Here is a 21,023-nt window from a genome sequence, read left to right as displayed (position 1 = left end):
ATTTGTTAAATCAAATCACAAACCTCAAATTCTAAAAACATGAGTAGACTCTTTTTTATAATAAGCTTTCTAATGACCTGCAGTGGTATTGTTGCCGCGCAGGAGCTGAAGTCACCTAACGGCAATCTGGTCTTGCGCTTTACGCTACAGAACGGAGGCGTTCCGACCTATGCCCTTTCCTACAAAGGCAAAAGCGTGGTGAAACCAAGTAAGCTGGGGCTGGAACTGAAAAACGATAAAAAGTCCCTGCTGAATGATTTCTCCGTCACAGACACCAAGACTTCGTCTTTTGATGAAACTTGGACTCCGGTTTGGGGCGAAGTGAAAACCATTCGTAACCACTACAATGAACTGGCGGTGACCCTGAACCAAAAAGAAACCGACCGGCAAATGGTGCTCCGGTTTCGGCTGTTCAATGATGGTCTGGGTTTCCGGTATGAGTTCCCAGAACAGAAGAACCTCACCTACTTTGTCATAAAAGAGGAGAAAACGCAGTTTGCCATGGCCGGTGACCACAAGGCCTTCTGGATACCGGGCGACTATGATACCCAAGAGTATGACTTCACCACCTCTAAACTATCAGAGATAAGAAGCCTGATGCCCAAAGCCATTACGGCCAATGTATCGCAGACATCCTTCTCACCAACCGGCGTGCAAACATCTTTAATAATGAAATCAACCGATGGTCTGTACATTAACCTGCACGAGGCCGCTTTGGTGAACTACCCGGTCATGCACCTGAACCTGGATGACCAAAACATGGTGTTTGAGTCTTGGCTCACGCCCGATGCTCTGGGGGACAAAGGCTATATGCAGGCTCCACGCCCTACACCGTGGCGCACCGTTATAGTAAGTGATGATGCCCGTGAAATTCTGGCGTCTAAGATGACATACAACCTGAACGAGCCGAGCAAAATTGAAAATACCTCCTGGATCACGCCAACTAAATACATTGGGGTTTGGTGGGAGATGATTACCGGTAAAAGCTCTTGGGCTTATACAGATGATTTCCCAAGCGTGCAGCTAGGAGTAACTGACTATACCAAAGCTAAGCCCAATGGCAAACATGCCGCCAACACGGCGCACGTGAAAAAGTACATTGATTTTGCGGCCAAGCATGGCTTTGATGCAGTGCTGGTTGAAGGTTGGAACGTGGGCTGGGAAGACTGGTTTGGCCACCACAAAGACTATGTGTTTGATTTTGTGACGCCTTATCCAGATTTCGATGTAAAGGAAATAGGGAAATATGCAGAATCTAAAGGTGTGAAAATGATGATGCACCATGAGACTTCTTCCTCGGTTCGGAACTATGAACGCCACTTGGACACCGCCTACCAATTTATGAAAGCAAACGGCTATGACGCCGTGAAAAGCGGGTATGTAGGCGATATACTGCCAAGGGGAGAGAACCATTACAGCCAATGGATTGTAAACCACTACCAATATGCCTTAGAGAAAGCCGCCGATTATAAGATCATGGTTAATGCGCATGAGGCTGTTAGGCCAACCGGACTTGCCCGTACCTGGCCAAATTTGATTGGAAATGAATCAGCCAGGGGTACAGAATACCAGGCTTTCGGAGGCTCAAAACCAAACCACGTGACTGTAATACCTTTCACACGCCTCATAGGCGGACCAATGGACTACACGCCTGGTATCTTTGAAATGGACATCAGTAAGCTGAACCCGGAGAACACCTCTCATGTGAACAGCACCCTGGCTAATCAACTGGCACTGTACCTGACCATGTACAGCCCTCTGCAAATGGCGGCTGACCTGCCAGAGCATTATGAAAGGTTCCCTGACGCATTCCAGTTCATTAAAGACGTAGCCGTTGATTGGGACGATAGCAAGTACCTTGAGGCTGAACCAGGTGAATATGTAACTGTGGCACGCAAGGCGAAGAAGACCGGCCAGTGGTTTCTAGGCAGCGTAGGCGGTAATAACGCAAGAACATCTTCCATCAGATTCGATTTCCTTGACAAAGGCAAGACCTATATCGCCACCATTTACGCCGATGCCAAAGATGCACACTATAATACGAACCCGCAGGCTTACACCATCCGTAAGGTAGTGGTGAACAACAAGTCAAAGCTGTCACAATTTGTGGCTCCGGGCGGCGGTTATGCCATCAGTTTTGAAGAAGCCAGCAAAGCCCAAACCAAAGGACTTAAGCGCCTGTAGTTTTAGAGCTACTTTTAGAAAAACAGGTCAAAAACAGAAGAGCCCAAGGAGTTTCCTTGGGCTCTTCTGTTTTAAAGGTACATGGTATTTAAGCTACATGCTCGTCTACATCACGCACCATTAAGGTCAGCAAGCCTGCAAAAATCATGGAGCAGCCGCCTAACACCAGTACATAAATAGATTGGCCGTCAAATAGGTTCTTGTTGAAGAAGTCCAGCAGGGAGCCAGCTACAATCTGTGGTATAACAATGAAAAAGTTGAAAACACCCATGTAATAGCCCATCCGTTTGGCGGGCAATGAACCAGCCAGAATAGCGTAAGGCATGGTCAGAATACTGGCCCAGGCAATACCAACGCCCACCATAGACAACACCAGCATGTTAGGATCTGAGATAAAGTATATAGAGATAAGGCCCAGACCGCCAATGGTAAGGCAAATGAGGTGCGTAACCTTTCGGCTGGTTTTCTTAGCCAGTACTGGTAACACAAACGCGAAAACGGCAGATACGCCATTGTAAACAGCAAAGCAAATTCCTACCCAGTCAGCGCCTTCGTTGTACAGTTTAGAGGTAGTGTCTGAAGTACCGTACACATGGCTTGTAATGGCGGGAGTAGTAAAGATCCACATGGCAAACAGGGCAAACCAGGTGAAAAACTGCACCAACGCCAGCTGCAGCATGGTTTTCGGCATTTTGAAAATACCGAAGAAGGTTTCCAGCACTCCTTGCCAGAAAGTGGTTTCTTTCTTTTCCCGCTCAAATTCCTCTAAATCCTCGGGTGGATATTCTTTCGTTTTAAGCACCGTCCAAAGCACGGCTAGAAAGAACACAATGCCCCCAGAGTAAAAAGCCCATTTCACCGAAGGAGGTATTTCACCGGCCGGTGCGGTGTTTGGAACTCCAATCCAGTTATTGAAAATCCAGGGAAGGGAAGAGGCAACTACCGCACCCACACCAATAAAAAAAGTTTGAGCGGCAAAACCAGTAGTACGCTGTTCCGACGGCAATAAGTCCCCTACCAAAGCTCGGAACGGCTCCATGGATACGTTGATAGAAGTATCTAAAATCCAGAGCATACCCACCGCCATCCAGAGCACTGATGAATTAGGCATGATGAACAGTGAGATGGAAGCCAAAATGGCCCCAATCATGAAGAACGGTTTGCGCCGTCCGTACTTCGGGCTCCAGGTACGGTCGCTCAGGTACCCGACGATAGGCTGCACCACCAGTCCGGTTACGGGGGCGGCCAGCCAGTACAGCGCTATTTCAGTACCGCCTAAAGTTTCGAAAATCCGGCTCACGTTGGCGTTCTGCAACGCAAATCCGAACTGTATTCCTAGAAACCCGAAACTCATGTTCCAGATTTGCCAGAAAGATAGACGCGGTTTAACGGGCGTCTGTATTGTTTGTGCCATGGGCAGTTTGGTTTGAGGTGATAGTTTGTTTTGGAGCTAGTTTTAAGAAAACAGGCCGAAAACAGAGCTTGAAAAGCACAATGTTCAGAGCCTGCTAAGTATGCTACTTATTCTGAAGCAGGAACACATGCGCGCTCATGGGAGCAAGTGTGATGCTGGTTTTTACAGCAGGCTGGAAGAACAGTGGCGGCATATCCGTCAGCAAATCCTGAAGAATAAACGTGCCTTTGCCGTCAAGACCCATAGCTGCCAGGGCAGCCGGTGGTAAGGTAAGGCCATAGTTGGCGGTTTCACGGTTAAAGTTCACCAGCACCAATGCCCGCTCGTTCTCCGTATACCTTAGGTAGGCATACACGCCCGCCGGAGCAGAGCCTTCCTGTGCGGTGAGGGCATAGAATTTTCCTTTCCGAATGGAATTACGGCTCAGGCTGATATTAAGCAATTTGCTGTAAAATTCACGTAACCGCTGCTGGTCTTCATTCAGCTTTCCGCCATCAAATTTGCCGTCGTTCATCCAGGCTTGGTGCGCCGGAACACCCCAGTAGTCAAAGATGGTGGTTCGCCCGTCTTCTCCTTGGAAACCTTCGTGGCCTTTGCCGGGTTCGCCTACTTCCTGACTAAAGTAAATGAGAATTGGACCGGTACCAAGGGTGGCGCTCACGGTCATGGCTGGCACAGCGGCCCAAGGAGTGCCGGCAAATTCCTGTGAAGCAACGCGCTGTTCATCATGATTCTCCAGAAACCGGAGCATGTGGTTGGAGATGCCGCGGCTTTCCTGGTGCCAAACTTTGGTGATTTCAGCGGTATTGCCCTGTCCTCTGTTTTCCATTAGGCGGCGCAGGGCATCATACAAACCTACTTTGTCATAGAGGTAATCAAAGCGGCCAGTGTGGATGTAATTGTTGTACTCGGCGGGGTTGTATATTTCGGCAATGAACACCAGGTTTGGGTACTTTTCCTTTACCTGCGGTATAACCCAAGCCCAGAACTCCACCGGTACCATTTCAGCCATGTCGCACCGGAAGCCATCCACGCCTTTGCCTGCCCAGTATAACAGAATGTCGCGCATCTTCAACCAGGTATCTGGAGTAGGTGAGAAGTGCTTGGTACGGTTGTTCTGGATGTCTACTCCGTAATTCAGCTTTACCGTCTCAAACCAGTCGTTCTCACTTGGCGTAGCGCTGAAGACATCATTACCAGTTACCTTGGCCGGTGTTTCATCAAACTTGCTGTTCTCATTGGGACCTCGGTGCTTATCGCTCAACGGATTGTAAGTGACCGGAACTTGTAAGGTTTGGCCGGGTATGTAATAAAAGTTATTGTTAGGCTTGAATGAAACCGTTTTATCGTCTTGATTGCCAAAGTCTTCTATACTCGAAGGTTTGGCATCTGATTGATAGTAACGGGCTACATGATTAGGCACAAAGTCAATAAGAACCTTTAAGTCATTAGTGTGTGTGCGCTGAACCAAAGCCTCAAACTCTGCCATTCTTTTTCGCACGTCTACGGCCAGGTCTGGGTTCACGTCATAGTAATCTTTGATGGCATACGGTGAACCAGCCCGTCCTTTCACCACGTCGGCATCGTCTAAGTGAATTCCGAATTTTGAGTAGTCCGTCATGGTGGCGTGTTCAATGATACCAGTGTACCACACGTGCGTTACCCCTAGCTTTTTGATTTCCTGCAGCGCCTTGTCCGTGATGTCATTGAACTTGCCCACACCGTTTTCCTCTAGGGTGCCGTAGGTTTTGTTCTGCGTTTTCTTGTTCCCGAACAGGCGGGTCATCATCTGGTAAATGACGAACTTGTTGTCCTGTGGTTCTTCCTCGGTGGTGTTGGGGTCTGGCGCAGTAGTGGTCATAACGGTAGCCGAATTAGAGGTGGGCTGGCTGTCGGTTTGGCTAGGCGCAGTGGAGGTACAGGCACTGGCCAAGACAGCAAGCAACGCAAAGGAAAACGAGAGGCTGGAAGACTTTGTTTGTAGCATGATTTGTGTCTTTCGTATCAAGTAGCACCTATCTATGGTAGAGTTATGTGCTGTATATATAAATTTCTGGCGCAAGCGTCCGCTTGTGTCCGCACGCCTTGTGAATCTGAAACACTTGAGGACACAAGCGGACACTTACGCCAGAAAAATTGGTGTTTTGGACTTGCTTTCTGAAAAACAGCCCTAAAACACGGAGGCAGAATGTCTTACCGTGGGAGTGGCTCTACACCAACTGGTGCGCAAATTCTCCTTTGGCATTGGCCTCAATGGTTTGCGGTTGCCCGAACACATTCAAGGTAATGGCGTTGGTATGTTGGTTCTCGATTTGAACGTTTTCTTTCGTCACCTTGATGTTGAGCAAGTGGCCTCTGAAGCGGATTTTAAATGAATAAGAACTCCAGCCGGCGGGGATGAACGGATTGAAGTGCAGCTGGTTATCACGCACCCGCATTCCTCCAAACCCTTGAACCACGCTCATCCAGGTGCCGGCCATACTGGTGATGTGGCAACCGTCTTCGGTGTCGTTATTGTAGTCGTCCAGGTCCAAGCGGGCGGTGCGGAGATAGAACTCATACGCCCGTTCCTCATCCCCTAATTTTGCTGCCAGAATAGAGTGCACACACGGCGAGAGAGAGGACTCATGTACCGTTCTCGGCTCATAGAAATCATAGTTTCTCCGGATGGTGTCTAGGTCATAGCGGTCCTCAAACAGGTAAATGCCTTGCAGCACATCCGCCTGCTTGATGAACACCGAACGAAGAATTCGGTCCCATGACCATTTCTGGTTTAACGGCCGCTCACTCTCCGGCAGGTCTTTTACCAGTGTTTGCTCTTTGTCTAAGAAGCCATCTTGTTGCAGGAAAATACCCAGTTCTTTATCCTCAGGGTAGTACATATGGTCAATCACGTGCTGCCACTGACCTGTTTCCTTTTCAACCTGAAGGTTTAGCTTTTGCACCAGTTCCTGGTACCGCTCCGGCCAATTAGCCTGCACGTGCTGCAGGGCTTTGATCGTGTATTCCAGCGTCCAAGTGGCAATGGTGCTGGTGTACCAGTTGTTATTTACGTTGTTCTCGTACTCATTAGGACCGGTAACGCCCAGCATCACGTACTGATTTTTAGCCGCTGACCAATTCACTCGTTGCGCCCAGAAACGGGAAATGCCCACCAGCACTTCTATGCCATATTCCTGCAGATAGCTATCGTCACCGGTATAGCGGATGTAGTCATGAATGGCGTGGGCGATAGCGCCGTTGCGGTGAATTTCCTCAAAGGTTATTTCCCACTCGTTGTGGCACTCTTCACCGTTCATGGTCACCATTGGGTACAAGGCCGCGCCGCCGGTAAAGCCCAGCTTTTCAGCATTCTCAATGGCCTTTTGCAGGTGCTTGTAGCGGTAAATGAGCAGGTTGCGGGGTATTTGCGGATCTGCGGTCGCCAAGTAGAACGGCAAACAATAAGCTTCCGTGTCCCAGTACGTAGTTCCGCCGTATTTCTCACCGGTAAAGCCTTTAGGGCCAATGTTCAGGCGCTCGTCTTCGCCGGTGTAGGTTTGGTTTAGTTGGAAGATGTTGAAACGGATACCTTGCTGCGCGGCGGCATCGCCTTCAATGACAATATCACTTTCTTCCCACTTGGCTGCCCAGGCTTGTGCTTGTTGCTGCAGCATCTGCTCAAAACCTTTTTGGGCGGCGGCGGCTACTACTTTTTTTGTATTGGCCAACAAATCTTCTTTTGCATGGTTCTGTGAAGACAGGTTGGCGGCGTACTTGTATAGCACCGTTTCCTGATCTTGCTCTACTGCCAAATCAAATGTAGAGGCAATGTACTTAGCCTTTTGAGTAGGTTTTGCTTTTACCTCTACTGGCTGACCATTTTGCGTGACTACAATTTTTTGCCCCGTGCAGACATGGAAAAATGTCTTTTTGGTTTCGGCCACTACATACCCCTCTGTAGCTAACGCCTCCTGATGCACTTCATTCCAGAACTTCTCATTATAGTTAGAGTCGGCGTTTTTGATATCGGCGTCAATGTAAGGAGTGAGGGTAAGGGTACCGCTGAAGTTGATAGGGGTGATGCTGTATTGGATAACACCCACTTCATCATCTACAATGCTGGTAAACCTTTTAGACTTCACGCGCACCTGCTGTCCGGTTGGCAGTAAGGCGGTATAAGTTCGTTCCAGCCACCCTTCGCGCATGTTCAATTCCCGGCGGAAGTCCAGGACCTGGCACTTGTGCAAGTCTAGTGTTTCGCCTTCAACTTTCACGTCAATCCCGATCCAGTTGGCGGCGTTGAGTACTTTGGCGAAATATTCTGGATAGCCGTTTTTCCACCAGCCCACGCGGGTTTTGTCTGGGTAATAAACTCCGGCCACGTAATTTCCTTGCAGGGTTTCGCCTGAAAATGCCTCTTCAAAGTTGGCACGCTGGCCCATGCGGCCGTTGCCCAAGCTGAACACACTTTCTGATATTTGGTTGTATTTCGGATGGAAGCCTTCTTCAATGATAGACCACTCATCTACGGTCAGGTATTGTTTCATTTTTTAGCTATTAGAAGCTAGATATTAGTATCTAGATTTTTTCAATTAATACACTCTCTGGTTTTGGGCTGTTTTCTGAAAAAGAGGTGAAAAACGCCTGACTAGATTTGTTCCAATTCTTTCAGGCGCGAGATGCTCATCTCCGTCAGGTCCTTTACCACCACATCCGCCTGAGAAAGCACGTCTGGCTGACCTACCCCTACGCAACGCATGCCACCGTTTTTGGCAGCTTCTACACCGGCCACGGCATCTTCAAAAACCAAACATTCCTGCGGCTGCACACCCAATGCTTCAGCGCCTTTTAAGAATACTTCTGGGTCTGGTTTCCCGTTTACCACGTGCCTGCCGTCAATAATGGCATCAAAGTAGGGCAGAAGCTCTGTGCGTTCCAGAATGAGTTGGGCGTTTTTGCTGGCAGATCCTAAGGCTATTTTATATCCTTCTGCTTTCAAAGCTTTCAGGAAATCAACTACGCCGGGAAGTATCTCCTCTGGGGTCATTTTAGCCACATCCTCCAGATACTCTTTGTTCTTTTGCTCACAAAGGGCCAGCATCTGCTCTTGCGCCATGGTTTTGCCGCCAATCTCCAGTATGATCTCCAGTGATCTTACCCGGCTGACGCCCTTCAAGCGTTCGTTATCGTGCTCGGTAAATTCAATCCCCATCGTTTGGGCCAGTTGATGCCACGCTTTAAAATGGTAAACCGCCGTGTCTACCAGTACTCCGTCTAAATCGAAAAGGCATGCTTTGATTGTGCTCATATGGTTGTGTTTTTCCGCTGTTTTTGCGAAATCAGGTTCAAAATAGGTTACTTCTGCAGCTCCAATACCAGCGCAGTTTTAGCCGGTATTTTTATGCTGTTTAGGCTGTTAATGATTTGATCTGTTAAGACATTTCGTGCTTTGGTGAAGTCTTGTAGACGCTCCGCATACCGTTCCGTTTTCAGGTCTGTTTCTTTCTCGTTGCTGTTGGTGGCCACCATAATGGTCTTGGTTTGGTCGTGCCGGAAGTACACGTATATACCTTCCTGCGGCACAAACTGCGTTAGTTTTCCTGAATGCAGCGCAGGCGTGTTCTTGCGGTAGTTCGCCAGTTTCTTGACAAAATCAAAGGCCTCGTTTTCACGCTCTGTACGACCTGCGGCGGTGAATTTATTATCCTTGTCTCCCGGGAAGCCGCCCGGGAAATCTTTGCGCACCTCGGCGTCTGACGGGTCTTTGAAATTCTTCATGAGAATCTCAGTGCCGTAGTAGAGGGAGGGAATCCCGCGGGTGGTCAGGAGCCAGGTGAGGCCAATCTTATACTTGTCAAAGTCTTCGCCGATGACGGAGAAGTAACGGTTCATGTCGTGGTTGTCCAGGAAGTTCACCAGTTTCATGGGGTCTTCATACACGAAATCCTGAGCCAGCACCTGATGCACTTTGCTTACGCCTTCATCCCAACCAAACTTCTGGTTCAGGGCATCGTTCATGGCCGTCCAAAGCACAAAATCCAAAGTGCCGGGCTGGTTGCTCTTGTAAGGTACATTCAGATTGTTGCGCACGAAATAGGCCTGCGAGGGAACGTTGTTCACCCATGATTCCCCGAAAATGTGGATGTTAGGGTATTCGTTCAGTAGCGCCTGGTTGCAGCGGTTGATGAACTCCAGTTCATTGTACATGTAGGTGTCAATGCGCCAGGCGTCAATGCCGAAGTACTCTACCGTCCACAGGGCGTGCTGAATCAGGAATTTTGCCACAAACGGATTGTCATGGTTCAGGTCGGGCATGTGGGGCACGAACCAGCCGTTCATCATGACATAAATGTCTTTCTGTGCGGCATGCGGGTCCATTATTGCCTGGAACTTATGCGAGGTGTTGGTGTAGGACGGCCACTGGTGCACCCAATCTTTGGAAGGCATGTCTTTAATAAACCAATGGTTGATTCCCACATGATTGTACACGGCATCCTGCACTATTTTCAAGCCTCGGGCGTGAGCCGCCTCAATCAGTTTCTTGTAAGCCTCGTTTCCGCCTAACCGACGGTCAACGTTGTAATGATCAGTGAAGGCATAGCCGTGGTAGGCGCTGCGCATGGCTCCGCCTTCGTCGGTGAGGGGCTGGTTGTTTTCAATGACTGGGTTGAGCCAAAGCGCCGTTACCCCTAACTCCTGAAAGTAATCTAGTTGGTTCTGAATGCCCTGAATATCTCCGCCGTGCCGGTAAAACGGATTGCTACGGTCAGCATTTGGATCGGCCATGTCTTTGAACTTGTCGTTCTTCGGATCAGCATTGGCGAAACGGTCGGGCAGTACCAAATAAATGAAGTCTGAGGCATCTACGCCTTGGGCTTTGGTTTCCTGGGTACGCGCCTTCAGTTCGTATTTATAATCCAGCTTCTTTCGGCCATTTTTCCCCCTGATGGTGAAGGAACCGGGTTTGGTGTCGGGGGCAATGCTCAGGTCCAGAAAAGCATAATTAAGGTTCTCTACCTTGTGTTCTTTCACCATGGACACGCCAGGGTAATCTACCGAGTAAGAATAAGCTCCCGCGTTAGGGCCATACACCAACAACTGCAGGTTCTGGTCTTTCATGCCCACCCACCAGAATGTAGGGTTTACTCTGGTTACCGCATCTTTTACCTTTTGCGCCGACCCCTGAAAGGCAATCGCCCAAAAGCATAGAAACAGGAAAAGTTTGTTTATTGTCTGTTGTCTCATCATTTTCCTTTTATCTGGTCTGGTAGAGGAAGTTAAAATTGGTTCCTCTTTTTGATTCCTGTGCCAATGCTTTTTGTTTCAGCTCTGTACAGGCTGTTTTGGGCCTCATTTTTCAAAAACAGGCCCAAAACGTCATTCAGCTATTTCTCTTTTATATAAATCAATCTTAAGTGATCCAGTAGAGCCTCGTTTATTTCACCGTTCATGTTTTCGTCTGATGGTTCAAAACTGAGCGAAAACGTATGTTCCCCTTTCGTCAGGTATACTTGCCAATGGTTGCTATAGCCCCAGTTAGACCATTCCTCAAAGCCTCTTTGCGGAAATACCACGGCACCTACCCGTTGTTTGTCTAAGGTAAGAGTTCTGATAGCCGCCTTGTTATCTGTATTGATAGGGCCATTGCCGTTTGCGTACCGGAAGTCAACGGAATACAGACCATCTTGCGGTGCTGACACTTTCCAAGAGATAGGAGTAGGGCTGCCTTTCGCAATCTGGATATAACCCGAGCCAGTAAAGCCAGCGGCATTGTGCGCTTTGCTGTTACCTGCAACTTCTGATTCTATTAGTTGTACTGAGGTAGGAGCTGTTACTAAAACAGGCTCACTCAGGAACGATTCTGAATTTTCTGAGCCGATGGTGCTTATCTGGTATTCCTCCGTCCCTTTGGCTGGAACAGCTACTTTGAATGAGTTAGTTGTCACTTTAGAAACTGCCTTTCCGTTACGATACACGTTGTAACTAGCAGCTCCTTTCACAGGCGACCAATTGAGCGTGCCGTTGGTGTAAGTAACCACAGGCGTAATAGGGCTGAAGGCGTTCTGTACCAAATTAGGGGCAGTGGTAACTCCTTTGTCATTGGCCAGTACCATTTTGAGAGTATGATGTCCGGTCAGGTTAGCCGGAATTTCAGCTTTAGCCAGTGATTTACCGTCTAAATAGATTTTTTCCAGCTTGGTACCGTAGCCTTCAAGCTCCAATGTAAGGGTGGCATTCCGGTAAGGGAAATTCTGAAGTTTTTTGTTACCGGCGTATGACTCCGGCACCACTGGGTTGAAAACCAGCTTGTTTTGTTCATACTGCATCCCGAAGAACACCCGGTACACCATGGCTAAGTTGCCTGCCACGCTCCAGAGCTGGCGGTCAGAGTTTATCTCGGTTCCTTTATAGTCACCGGTTTCGGCTACCAGATTCTCTTTGTTTGTGAGAAAGAGTGCAGCAGCTCTGTACAGGGCCGCCATGCTCTGGCTCACTACCTGGGTATGTCCTTCCTGAGCGGCGGCCCAGGTCCAATACGCCTGCACAAAGGGCCACATGCTGTTGTTGTGGTAGGGCGGAATCTCGGGGATGTACGGGTAAATGGAAGGAGTGCCAAACGGTGTCTGCGGAGAGTTTGCCAACACCTCCTCTTTTCGCTCCTTATTCGCCACATTAAATAGAATAGCTAAAGCTTCACCTAACGCTTCAGAACGTGGGGAGAGGGTAAGGTTCTGCCTTCCGTATAAAAACTGCCCGTAATACTTCTTCTCTGGCACCCACAGGAGCTGATTGATCCCCTTGTTAATGTGCTCTGCTGTTTGACGGTACACATTTGCAGGCTCTTCCAGCAGTTCTGCCATTTGCGCTAGTATCTGGTACGTCTGGTAGTGAACGACATTGGTGCCCAAATTCAGCGACAAGTAGATATCCACTGGTTCCATCCAGGCAGGGTAGGTTTGCTTGCGCCAATCCAGAAAAGATGATTCTCCTCTAAACAAACCAGTGCCGTGGTCTACCACAGTGGCTAAATCTTCCTCAGCTGTTTTTTTAATTATAGAGTACGCTTCCCGAAGCCACTCCTTATCACCGGTAACTTTGTATACTTCCCAGGCGGCCAGTGCCCAGGTAGTACGGTCTGATGAGATTGGCCAGGAGCCACCAGTACCGGTATCTTGTACAATTCTCCCGTCTTTTACTTTTCGCCTTAAACTGTTCAGGCAGAGCTGAGGCTCAATTGCTGCCAGGGAAAGCAGGATACTATAGGAAATATCGCGGGTCCAGACGCCGTCCCATTTTTCACCGGCCATAAAGGTGCTGTCCGGCCTGATGTCGAGCAGCATTTCCTCCAGTGACATATTATATAAAGCATCTAGCAGCACCTGATCTGAGCTATACTGCGGCAGTTTGCTCAGATCACGTTCCAGTTTCCATTCAGAAGCGGTGAAATTCTCTGGGTTGTAGGCGTTGAAAGTGAGCGTGACGGTGTAAATACCGTCTTTGTCAGAGTCAGTGAGCTGTAGGTGTTGCCGGTTGGGCAGGTTCTCAAAATCCCAGGTGAGTGGCTCAGAACCTCCGGCAATAAATACACCCTTGAAATCGGTTTCGTAAAGTTTCTCCCCATTGAAAGCGGTGTAGTAACCTTCTTTCTCAAATGCTTGCAATACGGGCCTGAGGTCTACCCGAAAGGTAACCTCTACATTGGGCTCCAAAAAATCATCTGGTGCCTTGGTGATGTTCTGTCCGGTTGCTTTGCCAAAAACTACCACAGGCGTTTCTATCTTTCCTTGTTCAGGTTGTAGCACCAAGCGGTGATTTACACCCATGGGCAACTCATTGTCTTTGCCGTTCAGGCTGAATTTGTACTCTAAAAGTCGGCTAAAAGTTTGATTAGCTGGGCTTTGGTAAGAAGAGCGCAGGTGGGTAGGTGAAAGTGCCTCGGCTACAAAATTGCCCTGCACTACACGGTTATGAAAAAGTTGAAAAGCATCAGAAGTGTACATAGCTTCATTTTTATTTGAAGTGGAAGATTTACAGCAAGTGAAAAACATCCAGCAGATAAGCGCAAAGTACACCGAGCTTCTATTCATTACCTGTCTCTCTTATGGTTGACGGTGTTCGGGAGATTGTTATTTTTGTAAAATCAAAGTCGAAAATACGACTTTTTTTGATTACGAAATCGATTTCCCTAATTTTTTGCTGCTAAAATATGAAATCATTTTCTGCCGGAGTGGTATGCATGGTTGTTTTGCTGGTTCTGGCATGGCAAACAGCTTTAGGGCAGGTAACACTGGTATTGAAAAAAGTACCTATAGGCACGCCGGCGTCTGACACTCTATTCCTGGCGGGCAACATTAACAACTGGAACCACAGAAGCTCGGCGCATATGTTTGTCAGGGCTGCTAATCAGCAGTATTACCTGACAGTGCCAGAGCTAACCGAGGTACTTGAGTTCAAAATTACCCGCGGCAGCTGGGCTAAGGGTGAAATACTGGCTAACGGAGCCGCCCGTGGCAACCGCGGTTTCTCAACCGCAACTGCTGCTGATTCCCTTTATATTGAAGTTGAAAACTGGCAAGACAATTTCTCTGCATCCACTAAACCGCATACGGCCAGCGCCAATGTTCAGTTCTTAAGCCACACGTTTTGGATGCCCCAGTTAAACAAGTCTAGAAGAATATGGCTTTACCTGCCATCCGGTTACCATTTGTCAAAGAAAAGATACCCTGTGCTGTACATGCACGACGGGCAAAACCTGTTTGATTCTTTTTACAGTTATAGTGGCGAGTGGGAGGTAGATGAAACACTGGATCAGCTCGCCCGAAGAAAGAAGCTGGAAATAGTGGTAGTGGGCATTGAAAACGGCGGCGAGGAGCGTATAAATGAGTACACTCCTTGGCACAACAAACAATACGGCGGCGGAAAAGGAGATGCGTATGTGGACTTTCTGGTGCAAACACTGAAGCCGTACATTGACAGTCACTACCGTACCCTGCCGGGGAAAACTACCACAGGAGTGGCTGGCAGTTCTATGGGAGGCCTTATTTCTTTATATGCTGCTGTGAAATACCCTGAGGTTTATGGGAGAGTAGGTGTCTTTTCACCGGCATTTTGGTTGTCACCTGAACTATATCAATATGTAGAACAATGTGATTTGCTTCCGTCTACAAAGCTGTACCTCATGGCCGGTGCCAGAGAAGGAGAGCAGATGGTGCCGGATATGTAGAAAATGCGTGACCTGCTTCTAAAACGCGGAGTGAAAACAATAAATCTGACTTACCGGGTGCATCAAGACGGAGAGCACAAGGGGTGGTTCTGGCAACGCGAGTTTGGGCAAGTAATCAGCTGGCTGTTTGGTAAATAACTGCTTTCAATGGCAGCCACTGCCAGTTATTTTATTGAATGGGTGCCAGCAAAATGATGCAGCCGTACTTGAAACTGTGTGTTTTCAGGCTGTTTTTTTTTAAAAACTGCCTGAAAACAGAAAGCCAGCAGAGAATCTGCTGGCTTTCTGTTTTTATGAATAGACTGAAATTAGCGTTCCAGTTCTTTCCAGGCAAGAGCGGCAGCGCCCATAACAGCAGTGTTGTTCAGGCCTAAGCCAGAAGGTAAAACTTTCACTTTGCCCTTGAAGATTGGGAGCAAGTTCTTTTCAAGGTGGTAACGCACAGGGTCAAACAAAAACTCCTCGGCCCGCACCAATCCGCCAAACAAGAAAATAGCCTCTGGGCTTAGGTGAGCCACTGTGTCGGCTAGTTTAACGCCCAGTACTTTACCGGTGTATTCAAAGGCGTCAATAGCTATTTTGTCACCACGTTTGGCGGCTTGAGTCACCATTTCGGCGGTCAGGTCGTTGAAGCTTACCCCACGCAGCTCGCTGTAGTCTATTGAGTCGGCTAACAGTTTGTAGATGGTTCTTTTGATACCGGTGGCAGACACGTAGGTTTCTAAGCAACCTCTGCGGCCGCAGCCACACACACGTCCGGTGCCCTTCACGTTAGTCAGGGTGTGTCCAAGCTCTCCGGCGTTGCCGTCATCACCGTAAACCAAATCTCCATTCACCACAATACCGCTCCCCAACCCGGTGCCCAAGGTAACCACCACAAAGTTTTTCATGTTTTTGGCACCACCGTAAATCATTTCACCAATAGCAGCGGCGTTCGCGTCATTAGTTAGATACACAGGCACCTTGAAGTAAGTCTGTAGCAGTTCGGCCAGCGGAACAGAGCCGTGCCATTTAAGGTTAGGGGCATTCTCAATGGTGCCGGTATAGAAGTTGCCGTTAGGGGCGCCAACGCCAATCCCTATCAGGCGGGCCTCGTCTTCAATTTTTCTAAACTTAGCGTGTACCTCTTGATAGAAATCTCTCAAAAAATCATGTACGGTATCTCCACTGGTGGTGGAGATTTCTCCGTGAGCTAAACTTATTCCATCGCGGTCCAGGAAACCATACTTGGTATTGGTGCCCCCAATGTCAATTCCTAAAATTACATCCTTCATTTTGCTTGTATAGATTGGTACGGGAGGCAAAAAGGCGAAGGGCGCTATTGCCTACCATTTGTGTATTTAAGCCGAAACTTAACAATAAACCCTCATTTTCCCAAAACTAACCTTGTTTCTCCCGGGGTACTTAAGTTATCATAAAGTAAATCTGCATTTCTCTTCTCTTGAGAGTATTTCAAGAGGGAATGGAAATATTATTTTAAAAGCCTTTCTTCTGCCTAGAGTACGGTAAAAAAAATAAAAACTGGCGTTTGTGAAAACGTGCTACAGTAGAGGCGGATTAGAAGTGACAATATAAGTTGTACTGAATGGCATAACTTAGCCAATACTTGCTCAGGGGAAACATAGACTTCAAAACCAGCTGCAGGACCATGTGAAAAGCAAGGCCGAAATAATTAAGTTTCCTCTATATTTCACCTCTTTTTGCTGGTAAAAACCGATAATTTTCGGTATTTTTGTATGTTAATAACCTATCAAAACTCAATGAGTGATATAGAACAAAACCACATGAACGCCTACTCCGCAGACAGCATACAAGTGCTAGAGGGCTTGGAGGCGGTGCGTAAGCGCCCAGCCATGTACATCGGAGACATTGGTATCAAAGGGTTGCACCACCTGATCTGGGAGGTTGTAGACAATTCAATAGATGAGGCCTTGGCGGGCCATTGTGACGAAATCAACGTTACCATACACAAAGACAATTCAATTTCTGTTTCAGATAACGGTCGTGGTATTCCAGTTGATTTCCACCAGAAAGAAGGTCGTTCTGCCCTTGAGGTAGTTTTGACCGTTTTGCACGCGGGTGGTAAATTTGACAAGGATTCTTACAAGGTTTCCGGTGGTTTGCACGGTGTGGGTGTTTCCTGCGTGAACGCGCTTTCAACCTACTTGCACGTTACGGTACACCGCAATGGTAAAGTTTATGAGCAGGAGTACAGCATAGGTGCTCCTAAATACCCTGTGCGTGAAATTGGTACTACTGACCGCACCGGTACCAGAGTGCATTTTATTCCGGATGCCAGTATTTTCACCATTACTGAATTCAAATACGATACGGTAGCCAGCCGCCTGCGTGAGCTTTCGTTCCTGAACAAGGGCATACGTATCAACCTGACAGATGAGCGGGAAGAAGTAACTCCGGGCGAATTCTTGAACGAGTCTTTCTATTCAGAAGGTGGTCTTCAGGAGTTTGTGGCCTATTTAGAGGAAACCAGAGTTAATCTGATTCCTACCCCTATTTACGTGGAAAGCGAAAAAGGCGGTATTCCGGTAGAAATAGCCCTCAACTACAATACTTCCTATACTGAGAACATCTTCTCGTATGTAAACAACATCAACACCCACGAAGGTGGTACCCACGTGGCTGGTTTCCGTCGGGCACTTACCCGTACGCTTAAATCGTATGCCGAAAAATCTGGTATGCTGGAGAAAGCGAAGGTAGAGATTCAGGGAGATGACTTCCGTGAGGGATTGACCGCTGTGATCTCGGTTAAAGTGCAGGAGCCGCAGTTTGAGGGCCAGACGAAAACAAAGCTGGGTAACTCAGATGTAATGGGTGCCGTGGACCAGGTAGTGGGAGAGATACTGAATCAGTTCTTGGAAGAAAACCCGAAGGAAGCCCGCATTATCATTCAGAAGGTGATATTAGCGGCTCAGGCGCGTCTAGCGGCCCGCAAAGCCCGTGACATGGTGCAGCGTAAAAACGTGATGGGTGGCTCAGGTCTTCCAGGTAAACTGGCTGACTGCTCTGAATCTGACCCTTCACTTTGTGAACTCTACCTGGTAGAGGGTGACTCGGCGGGTGGTTCTGCCAAACAAGGGCGTGACCGTAAATTCCAGGCTATTCTGCCGTTGAGGGGTAAGATCCTGAATGTGGAGAAAGCTCAGGAGCACCGCATTTACGAGAACGAGGAGATCAAGAACATGATTACTGCTCTTGGGGTAAGCTTCGGTACTCCGGAAGATGAGAAAGCGCTGAACATGACCAAGCTGCGCTACCACAAAATCATCATCATGACCGATGCTGACGTGGACGGATCACACATCAGAACCTTGATTCTGACGTTCTTCTTCCGGTACATGCGCGACCTGATCGACAACGGATATATCTACATTGCTCTTCCACCGTTGTACCTGGTGAAAAAAGGCAAGGAGGAGCGCTATTGCTGGACTGAGCAAGACCGTATTGATGCCATTGCCGAGTTAGGAAAAGGCAAAGAGGAAAGTGTGGGCGTGCAGCGGTACAAAGGTTTGGGTGAGATGAACCCTGAGCAGCTTTGGGAAACTACCATGCGCCCAGATACCCGTAGCTTAAAACAGGTTTCTGTTGAGTCGGCGGCTGAGGCTGATCATTTGTTCTCTATGCTGATGGGCGATGAGGTGGCACCACGCCGCGATTTCATTGAACGTAACGCCAAATACGCGAAAGTAGACGTATAATCGGGTGCGGCAGGCACCTGCATGATTTTATATTGGAAAAGCCTGCCTAAAGCAGGCTTTTCTTTTTGTGCAGCCAAGCAAAAAATGTTAATTAGTGCATTCTTTCAGCTGTATTGACAGCATTGAGAGGATGGAGTTTCTTAGGGAGTTTAAACCCGGAGAAAGGCAGAAAGAACCATAGATTCTATGAACACGATAAAAGCTTCAGAACAAATTCGGAGAAGTAATTATATAAGCCGAGACCTTAGCTGGCTTAGGTTTAATTACCGCGTACTTGACTTAGTGCGCAACAAAGAGACCCCTTTGTTTGACCGGTTGAAGTTTTTGGCCATTACCGCTTCTAATTTAGATGAGTTTTTCATGATTAGGGTGGGAAGCTTGTACAACTACATAGACTATGGCAAAGAACGAATAGATTACTCAGGTTTGCGTGAGCTGCCCTTTAAAAAAAAGCTGTTAGATCTGGCCCATAAGTTTGTAGCCGAACAGTACCAGGCGTATGACGAGCTTCGGCTTGAGTTTGATAAGCAGGGCCTGCAAATATGTAAGGTTGAAAATCTATCTGAGTCTGAGAAGCAGAAGGCTGAGAAGTATTTCAGAAACACCATTTATCCGTTGCTGACCCCAATGGTGTATGACAGCTACCATGGCTTTCCGCTCATGATGAATCAGCTGCTTATATTCGGGGTGGTAACGCGTACCTCAGAGGAAGAAAAGCACCAGAACCGTATCACTTTTGTACAGATACCAAACAATTTAAACCGGTTTCTGGAAATTCAGCGCAAAAACAAAATCATCTTTGTTCCTATTGAAGAAATCATAAGGTTCTTTATTGACAAGCTTTTCAAGAATGTAGACATAGAGTCGGTAAACCTTTTCCGGATTACCCGGAACGGCGACTTTACGCTTGAGGAAAGCGATGATATGGACCAGGATTTCGTTCAAGAGGTCAAGCAGAAACTGAAGACCCGCAAAAAAGGACGTGTCGTGCGTATTGAGGTAGAGCGAACGCCTTCCCATTACATGATGAAGGTTTTGAAAGAGCGCTGGACAATTGATAACTCCAATGTTTTTCAAGTAGATAATTTGCTTGACCTAAAGTCATTGTGGCAGGTGATCAAACATCCGCAATTCAGTAATAAAATTCAGCGGGCACCAGCTCCGGTGCCGTCACCAAGCCTACCTATGGGGGCTAGTGATAATTTATTTGAGTACCTGAAAGAGCACGATGTGTTGCTGCACCACCCGTACAACAGCATTGAACCGGTAGTCAGTTTATTGGAAAAAGCCGCTGAAGACCCGTATGTGTTGGGTATAAAGCAAACTATTTACCGGTTAGCTGATAATTCCAGAGTAACTGCCGCTCTGCTCAAAGCCGCCGAGAACGGGAAACACGTTTCGGCTTTGTTTGAGGTGAAAGCCCGTTTCGACGAGGAAAAGAACATACGGGAAGGGGAGAAACTGGAGAAAGCCGGTTGCTTTGTCATTTACGGTATCAGCAAGTACAAGACGCACACCAAAATGATGATGATCATCCGCAAAGAAGGGGAGAAGGTGACGCGGTACATTCATATTGGCAGCGGCAACTACAATGAGCAAACTAGCCGCATGTACACTGATATAAGTCTTTTGACTACTGATGAGGTATATGCACATGATGTTTCAGAGTTCTTTAATGTAATTACCGGTCATTCTTATCCGGAGAATTATGAATATCTGATTACAGCGCCCAAAGATATGCGGCAGCAGTTGATCGCGCTCATCCGGAAAGAAACCGAAAACGCAGAGCAAGGCCTTCCAGCTGGAATTGTTATAAAAATCAATTCTCTGGAAGATAAGGAGGTGATTGATGAGTTCTACCAAGCCTCACAAGCTGGGGTGAGAATTAGACTGATTGTAAGAGGAATATGCTGCCTGCGGCCGGGCAGAGAAGGGTTGAGTGAAAATATACAGGTAAGTTCTATAGTGGGTGATTACCTGGAGCATGCTCGCCTTTTCTATTTCCATAACAACGGAGATCCTGTCGTTTTGGGCGGCAGTGCCGATATAATGGTTCGTAGCTTTGAGCGAAGAATAGAAGCTTTGTTTTACATTGTGCACGAGGACCTAAAAAAGCAAGCCATCAACATTCTGCGCTATAACTTATTAGATAACCAGAACTCATATATCATGCGTGAAGACGGTTCCTACATAAAACGCCAGCCTTCCGAAGGTGAAGAGCCTTTTAACATGCACCGCGAGTTTTACGACATGAACGTGACCGAAGAGGTGTGTCTTTTTTAGTGAGAGAAGGAGTGAAGGTAATCAAGGGTTTTAAATTACCTGCTCTAAAGACCTAGCAGTGTCTTTCAGACCTGCTAGTGTCTGCGCCAGTAGCCGTAGCCATTAGAAACAGGAAGGTGCTGCTTCTGATTAGATGTCAGGTAAATGTAAAGCACCTACCTTTTGTGCCTACCTCTTGCAACTGTACGCAAGCTACTTCAAGGTCAGGCTTCTGTTTTAG

General features: G+C 47.7%; 11 protein-coding genes. 4 read left to right on the top strand and 7 right to left on the bottom strand.

Annotated features, from left to right (window positions below):
• The first annotated feature begins 39 nt into the window (after positions 1–39).
• Positions 40–2,184, top strand: coding sequence for a glycoside hydrolase family 97 protein (locus A8O23_RS02120; RefSeq protein ID WP_066615980.1), 2,145 nt, complete (start codon positions 40–42; stop codon positions 2,182–2,184).
• 88 nt (positions 2,185–2,272) lie between these two features.
• On the opposite strand, the gene A8O23_RS02115 is transcribed toward A8O23_RS02120, so the two are convergent.
• The 6 genes from A8O23_RS02115 to A8O23_RS02090 all read right to left on the bottom strand — a co-directional run bounded on the left by A8O23_RS02115 (position 2,273) and on the right by A8O23_RS02090 (position 13,581).
• Positions 2,273–3,598 (bottom strand): MFS transporter, encoded by a 1,326-nt coding sequence (locus A8O23_RS02115; RefSeq protein ID WP_066615979.1) that lies wholly within the window; start codon positions 3,596–3,598, stop codon positions 2,273–2,275.
• 103 nt (positions 3,599–3,701) lie between these two features.
• Positions 3,702–5,459, bottom strand: a complete 1,758-nt coding sequence (locus A8O23_RS02110) for an alpha-amylase family glycosyl hydrolase (RefSeq protein WP_066616904.1) — start codon at positions 5,457–5,459, stop codon at positions 3,702–3,704.
• A 349-nt stretch (positions 5,460–5,808) separates the two neighbouring features.
• A complete protein-coding gene (locus A8O23_RS02105; protein ID WP_066615978.1) occupies positions 5,809–8,127 on the bottom strand; it encodes a glycoside hydrolase family 65 protein in 2,319 nt (772 codons plus the stop codon).
• A 101-nt stretch (positions 8,128–8,228) separates the two neighbouring features.
• Positions 8,229–8,888: a beta-phosphoglucomutase gene (gene pgmB, locus A8O23_RS02100; RefSeq protein WP_066615976.1), complete on the bottom strand. Its 660-nt coding sequence runs from the start codon at positions 8,886–8,888 to the stop codon at positions 8,229–8,231.
• Positions 8,889–8,935: 47 nt separating this feature from the next.
• A complete protein-coding gene (locus tag A8O23_RS02095; RefSeq protein ID WP_153042046.1) occupies positions 8,936–10,828 on the bottom strand; it encodes a glycoside hydrolase family 13 protein in 1,893 nt (630 codons plus the stop codon).
• A 137-nt stretch (positions 10,829–10,965) separates the two neighbouring features.
• Positions 10,966–13,581: an alpha-L-rhamnosidase-related protein gene (locus A8O23_RS02090; RefSeq protein ID WP_239693311.1), complete on the bottom strand. Its 2,616-nt coding sequence runs from the start codon at positions 13,579–13,581 to the stop codon at positions 10,966–10,968.
• A 206-nt stretch (positions 13,582–13,787) separates the two neighbouring features.
• Between A8O23_RS02090 and A8O23_RS02085 the strand changes: the two genes are divergently transcribed.
• Positions 13,788–14,804 (top strand): alpha/beta hydrolase, encoded by a 1,017-nt coding sequence (locus tag A8O23_RS02085; RefSeq protein ID WP_082882858.1) that lies wholly within the window; start codon positions 13,788–13,790, stop codon positions 14,802–14,804.
• 308 nt (positions 14,805–15,112) lie between these two features.
• On the opposite strand, the gene A8O23_RS02080 is transcribed toward A8O23_RS02085, so the two are convergent.
• Positions 15,113–16,078: an ROK family protein gene (locus tag A8O23_RS02080; RefSeq protein ID WP_066615973.1), complete on the bottom strand. Its 966-nt coding sequence runs from the start codon at positions 16,076–16,078 to the stop codon at positions 15,113–15,115.
• Positions 16,079–16,564: 486 nt separating this feature from the next.
• On the opposite strand from A8O23_RS02080, the gene gyrB reads away from it, so the two are divergent.
• Together gyrB and ppk1 are read left to right on the top strand one after the other, a co-directional pair.
• On the top strand, positions 16,565–18,520 hold the full coding sequence (gene gyrB, locus A8O23_RS02075) for a DNA topoisomerase (ATP-hydrolyzing) subunit B (RefSeq protein ID WP_066616901.1): 1,956 nt from the start codon (positions 16,565–16,567) through the stop codon (positions 18,518–18,520).
• Positions 18,521–18,706: 186 nt separating this feature from the next.
• The gene (ppk1, locus tag A8O23_RS02070) at positions 18,707–20,803 is read left to right on the top strand and encodes a polyphosphate kinase 1 (protein WP_066615972.1); all 2,097 of its coding nucleotides are present in this window, start codon (positions 18,707–18,709) and stop codon (positions 20,801–20,803) included.
• The last annotated feature ends 220 nt before the right edge of the window (positions 20,804–21,023 follow it).

The sequence above is a fragment of the Rufibacter roseus genome, from assembly GCF_001647285.1.
Taxonomy (GTDB): Bacteria; Bacteroidota; Bacteroidia; order Cytophagales; family Hymenobacteraceae; genus Nibribacter; species Nibribacter roseus.
The sequence above is the reverse complement of the archived record's forward strand: the minus strand, read 5'-3'. Positions and strand labels throughout refer to the sequence as shown.

Excerpts from the sequence above, each read along its gene's own strand:
- pgmB (WP_066615976.1), bottom strand. The coding sequence starts at position 8,888 with ATGAGCACAATCAAAGCATGCCTTTTCGATTTAGACGGAGTACTGGTA.
- A8O23_RS02115 (WP_066615979.1), bottom strand. The coding sequence starts at position 3,598 with ATGGCACAAACAATACAGACGCCCGTTAAACCGCGTCTATCTTTCTGG.
- gyrB (WP_066616901.1), top strand. The coding sequence starts at position 16,565 with ATGAGTGATATAGAACAAAACCACATGAACGCCTACTCCGCAGACAGC.
- A8O23_RS02090 (WP_239693311.1), bottom strand. The coding sequence starts at position 13,581 with ATGTACACTTCTGATGCTTTTCAACTTTTTCATAACCGTGTAGTGCAG.
- A8O23_RS02080 (WP_066615973.1), bottom strand. The coding sequence starts at position 16,078 with ATGAAGGATGTAATTTTAGGAATTGACATTGGGGGCACCAATACCAAG.
- A8O23_RS02120 (WP_066615980.1), top strand. The coding sequence starts at position 40 with ATGAGTAGACTCTTTTTTATAATAAGCTTTCTAATGACCTGCAGTGGT.
- A8O23_RS02095 (WP_153042046.1), bottom strand. The coding sequence starts at position 10,828 with ATGATGAGACAACAGACAATAAACAAACTTTTCCTGTTTCTATGCTTT.
- A8O23_RS02105 (WP_066615978.1), bottom strand. The coding sequence starts at position 8,127 with ATGAAACAATACCTGACCGTAGATGAGTGGTCTATCATTGAAGAAGGC.
- A8O23_RS02085 (WP_082882858.1), top strand. The coding sequence starts at position 13,788 with ATGAAATCATTTTCTGCCGGAGTGGTATGCATGGTTGTTTTGCTGGTT.
- ppk1 (WP_066615972.1), top strand. The coding sequence starts at position 18,707 with ATGAACACGATAAAAGCTTCAGAACAAATTCGGAGAAGTAATTATATA.
- A8O23_RS02110 (WP_066616904.1), bottom strand. The coding sequence starts at position 5,459 with ATGACCACTACTGCGCCAGACCCCAACACCACCGAGGAAGAACCACAG.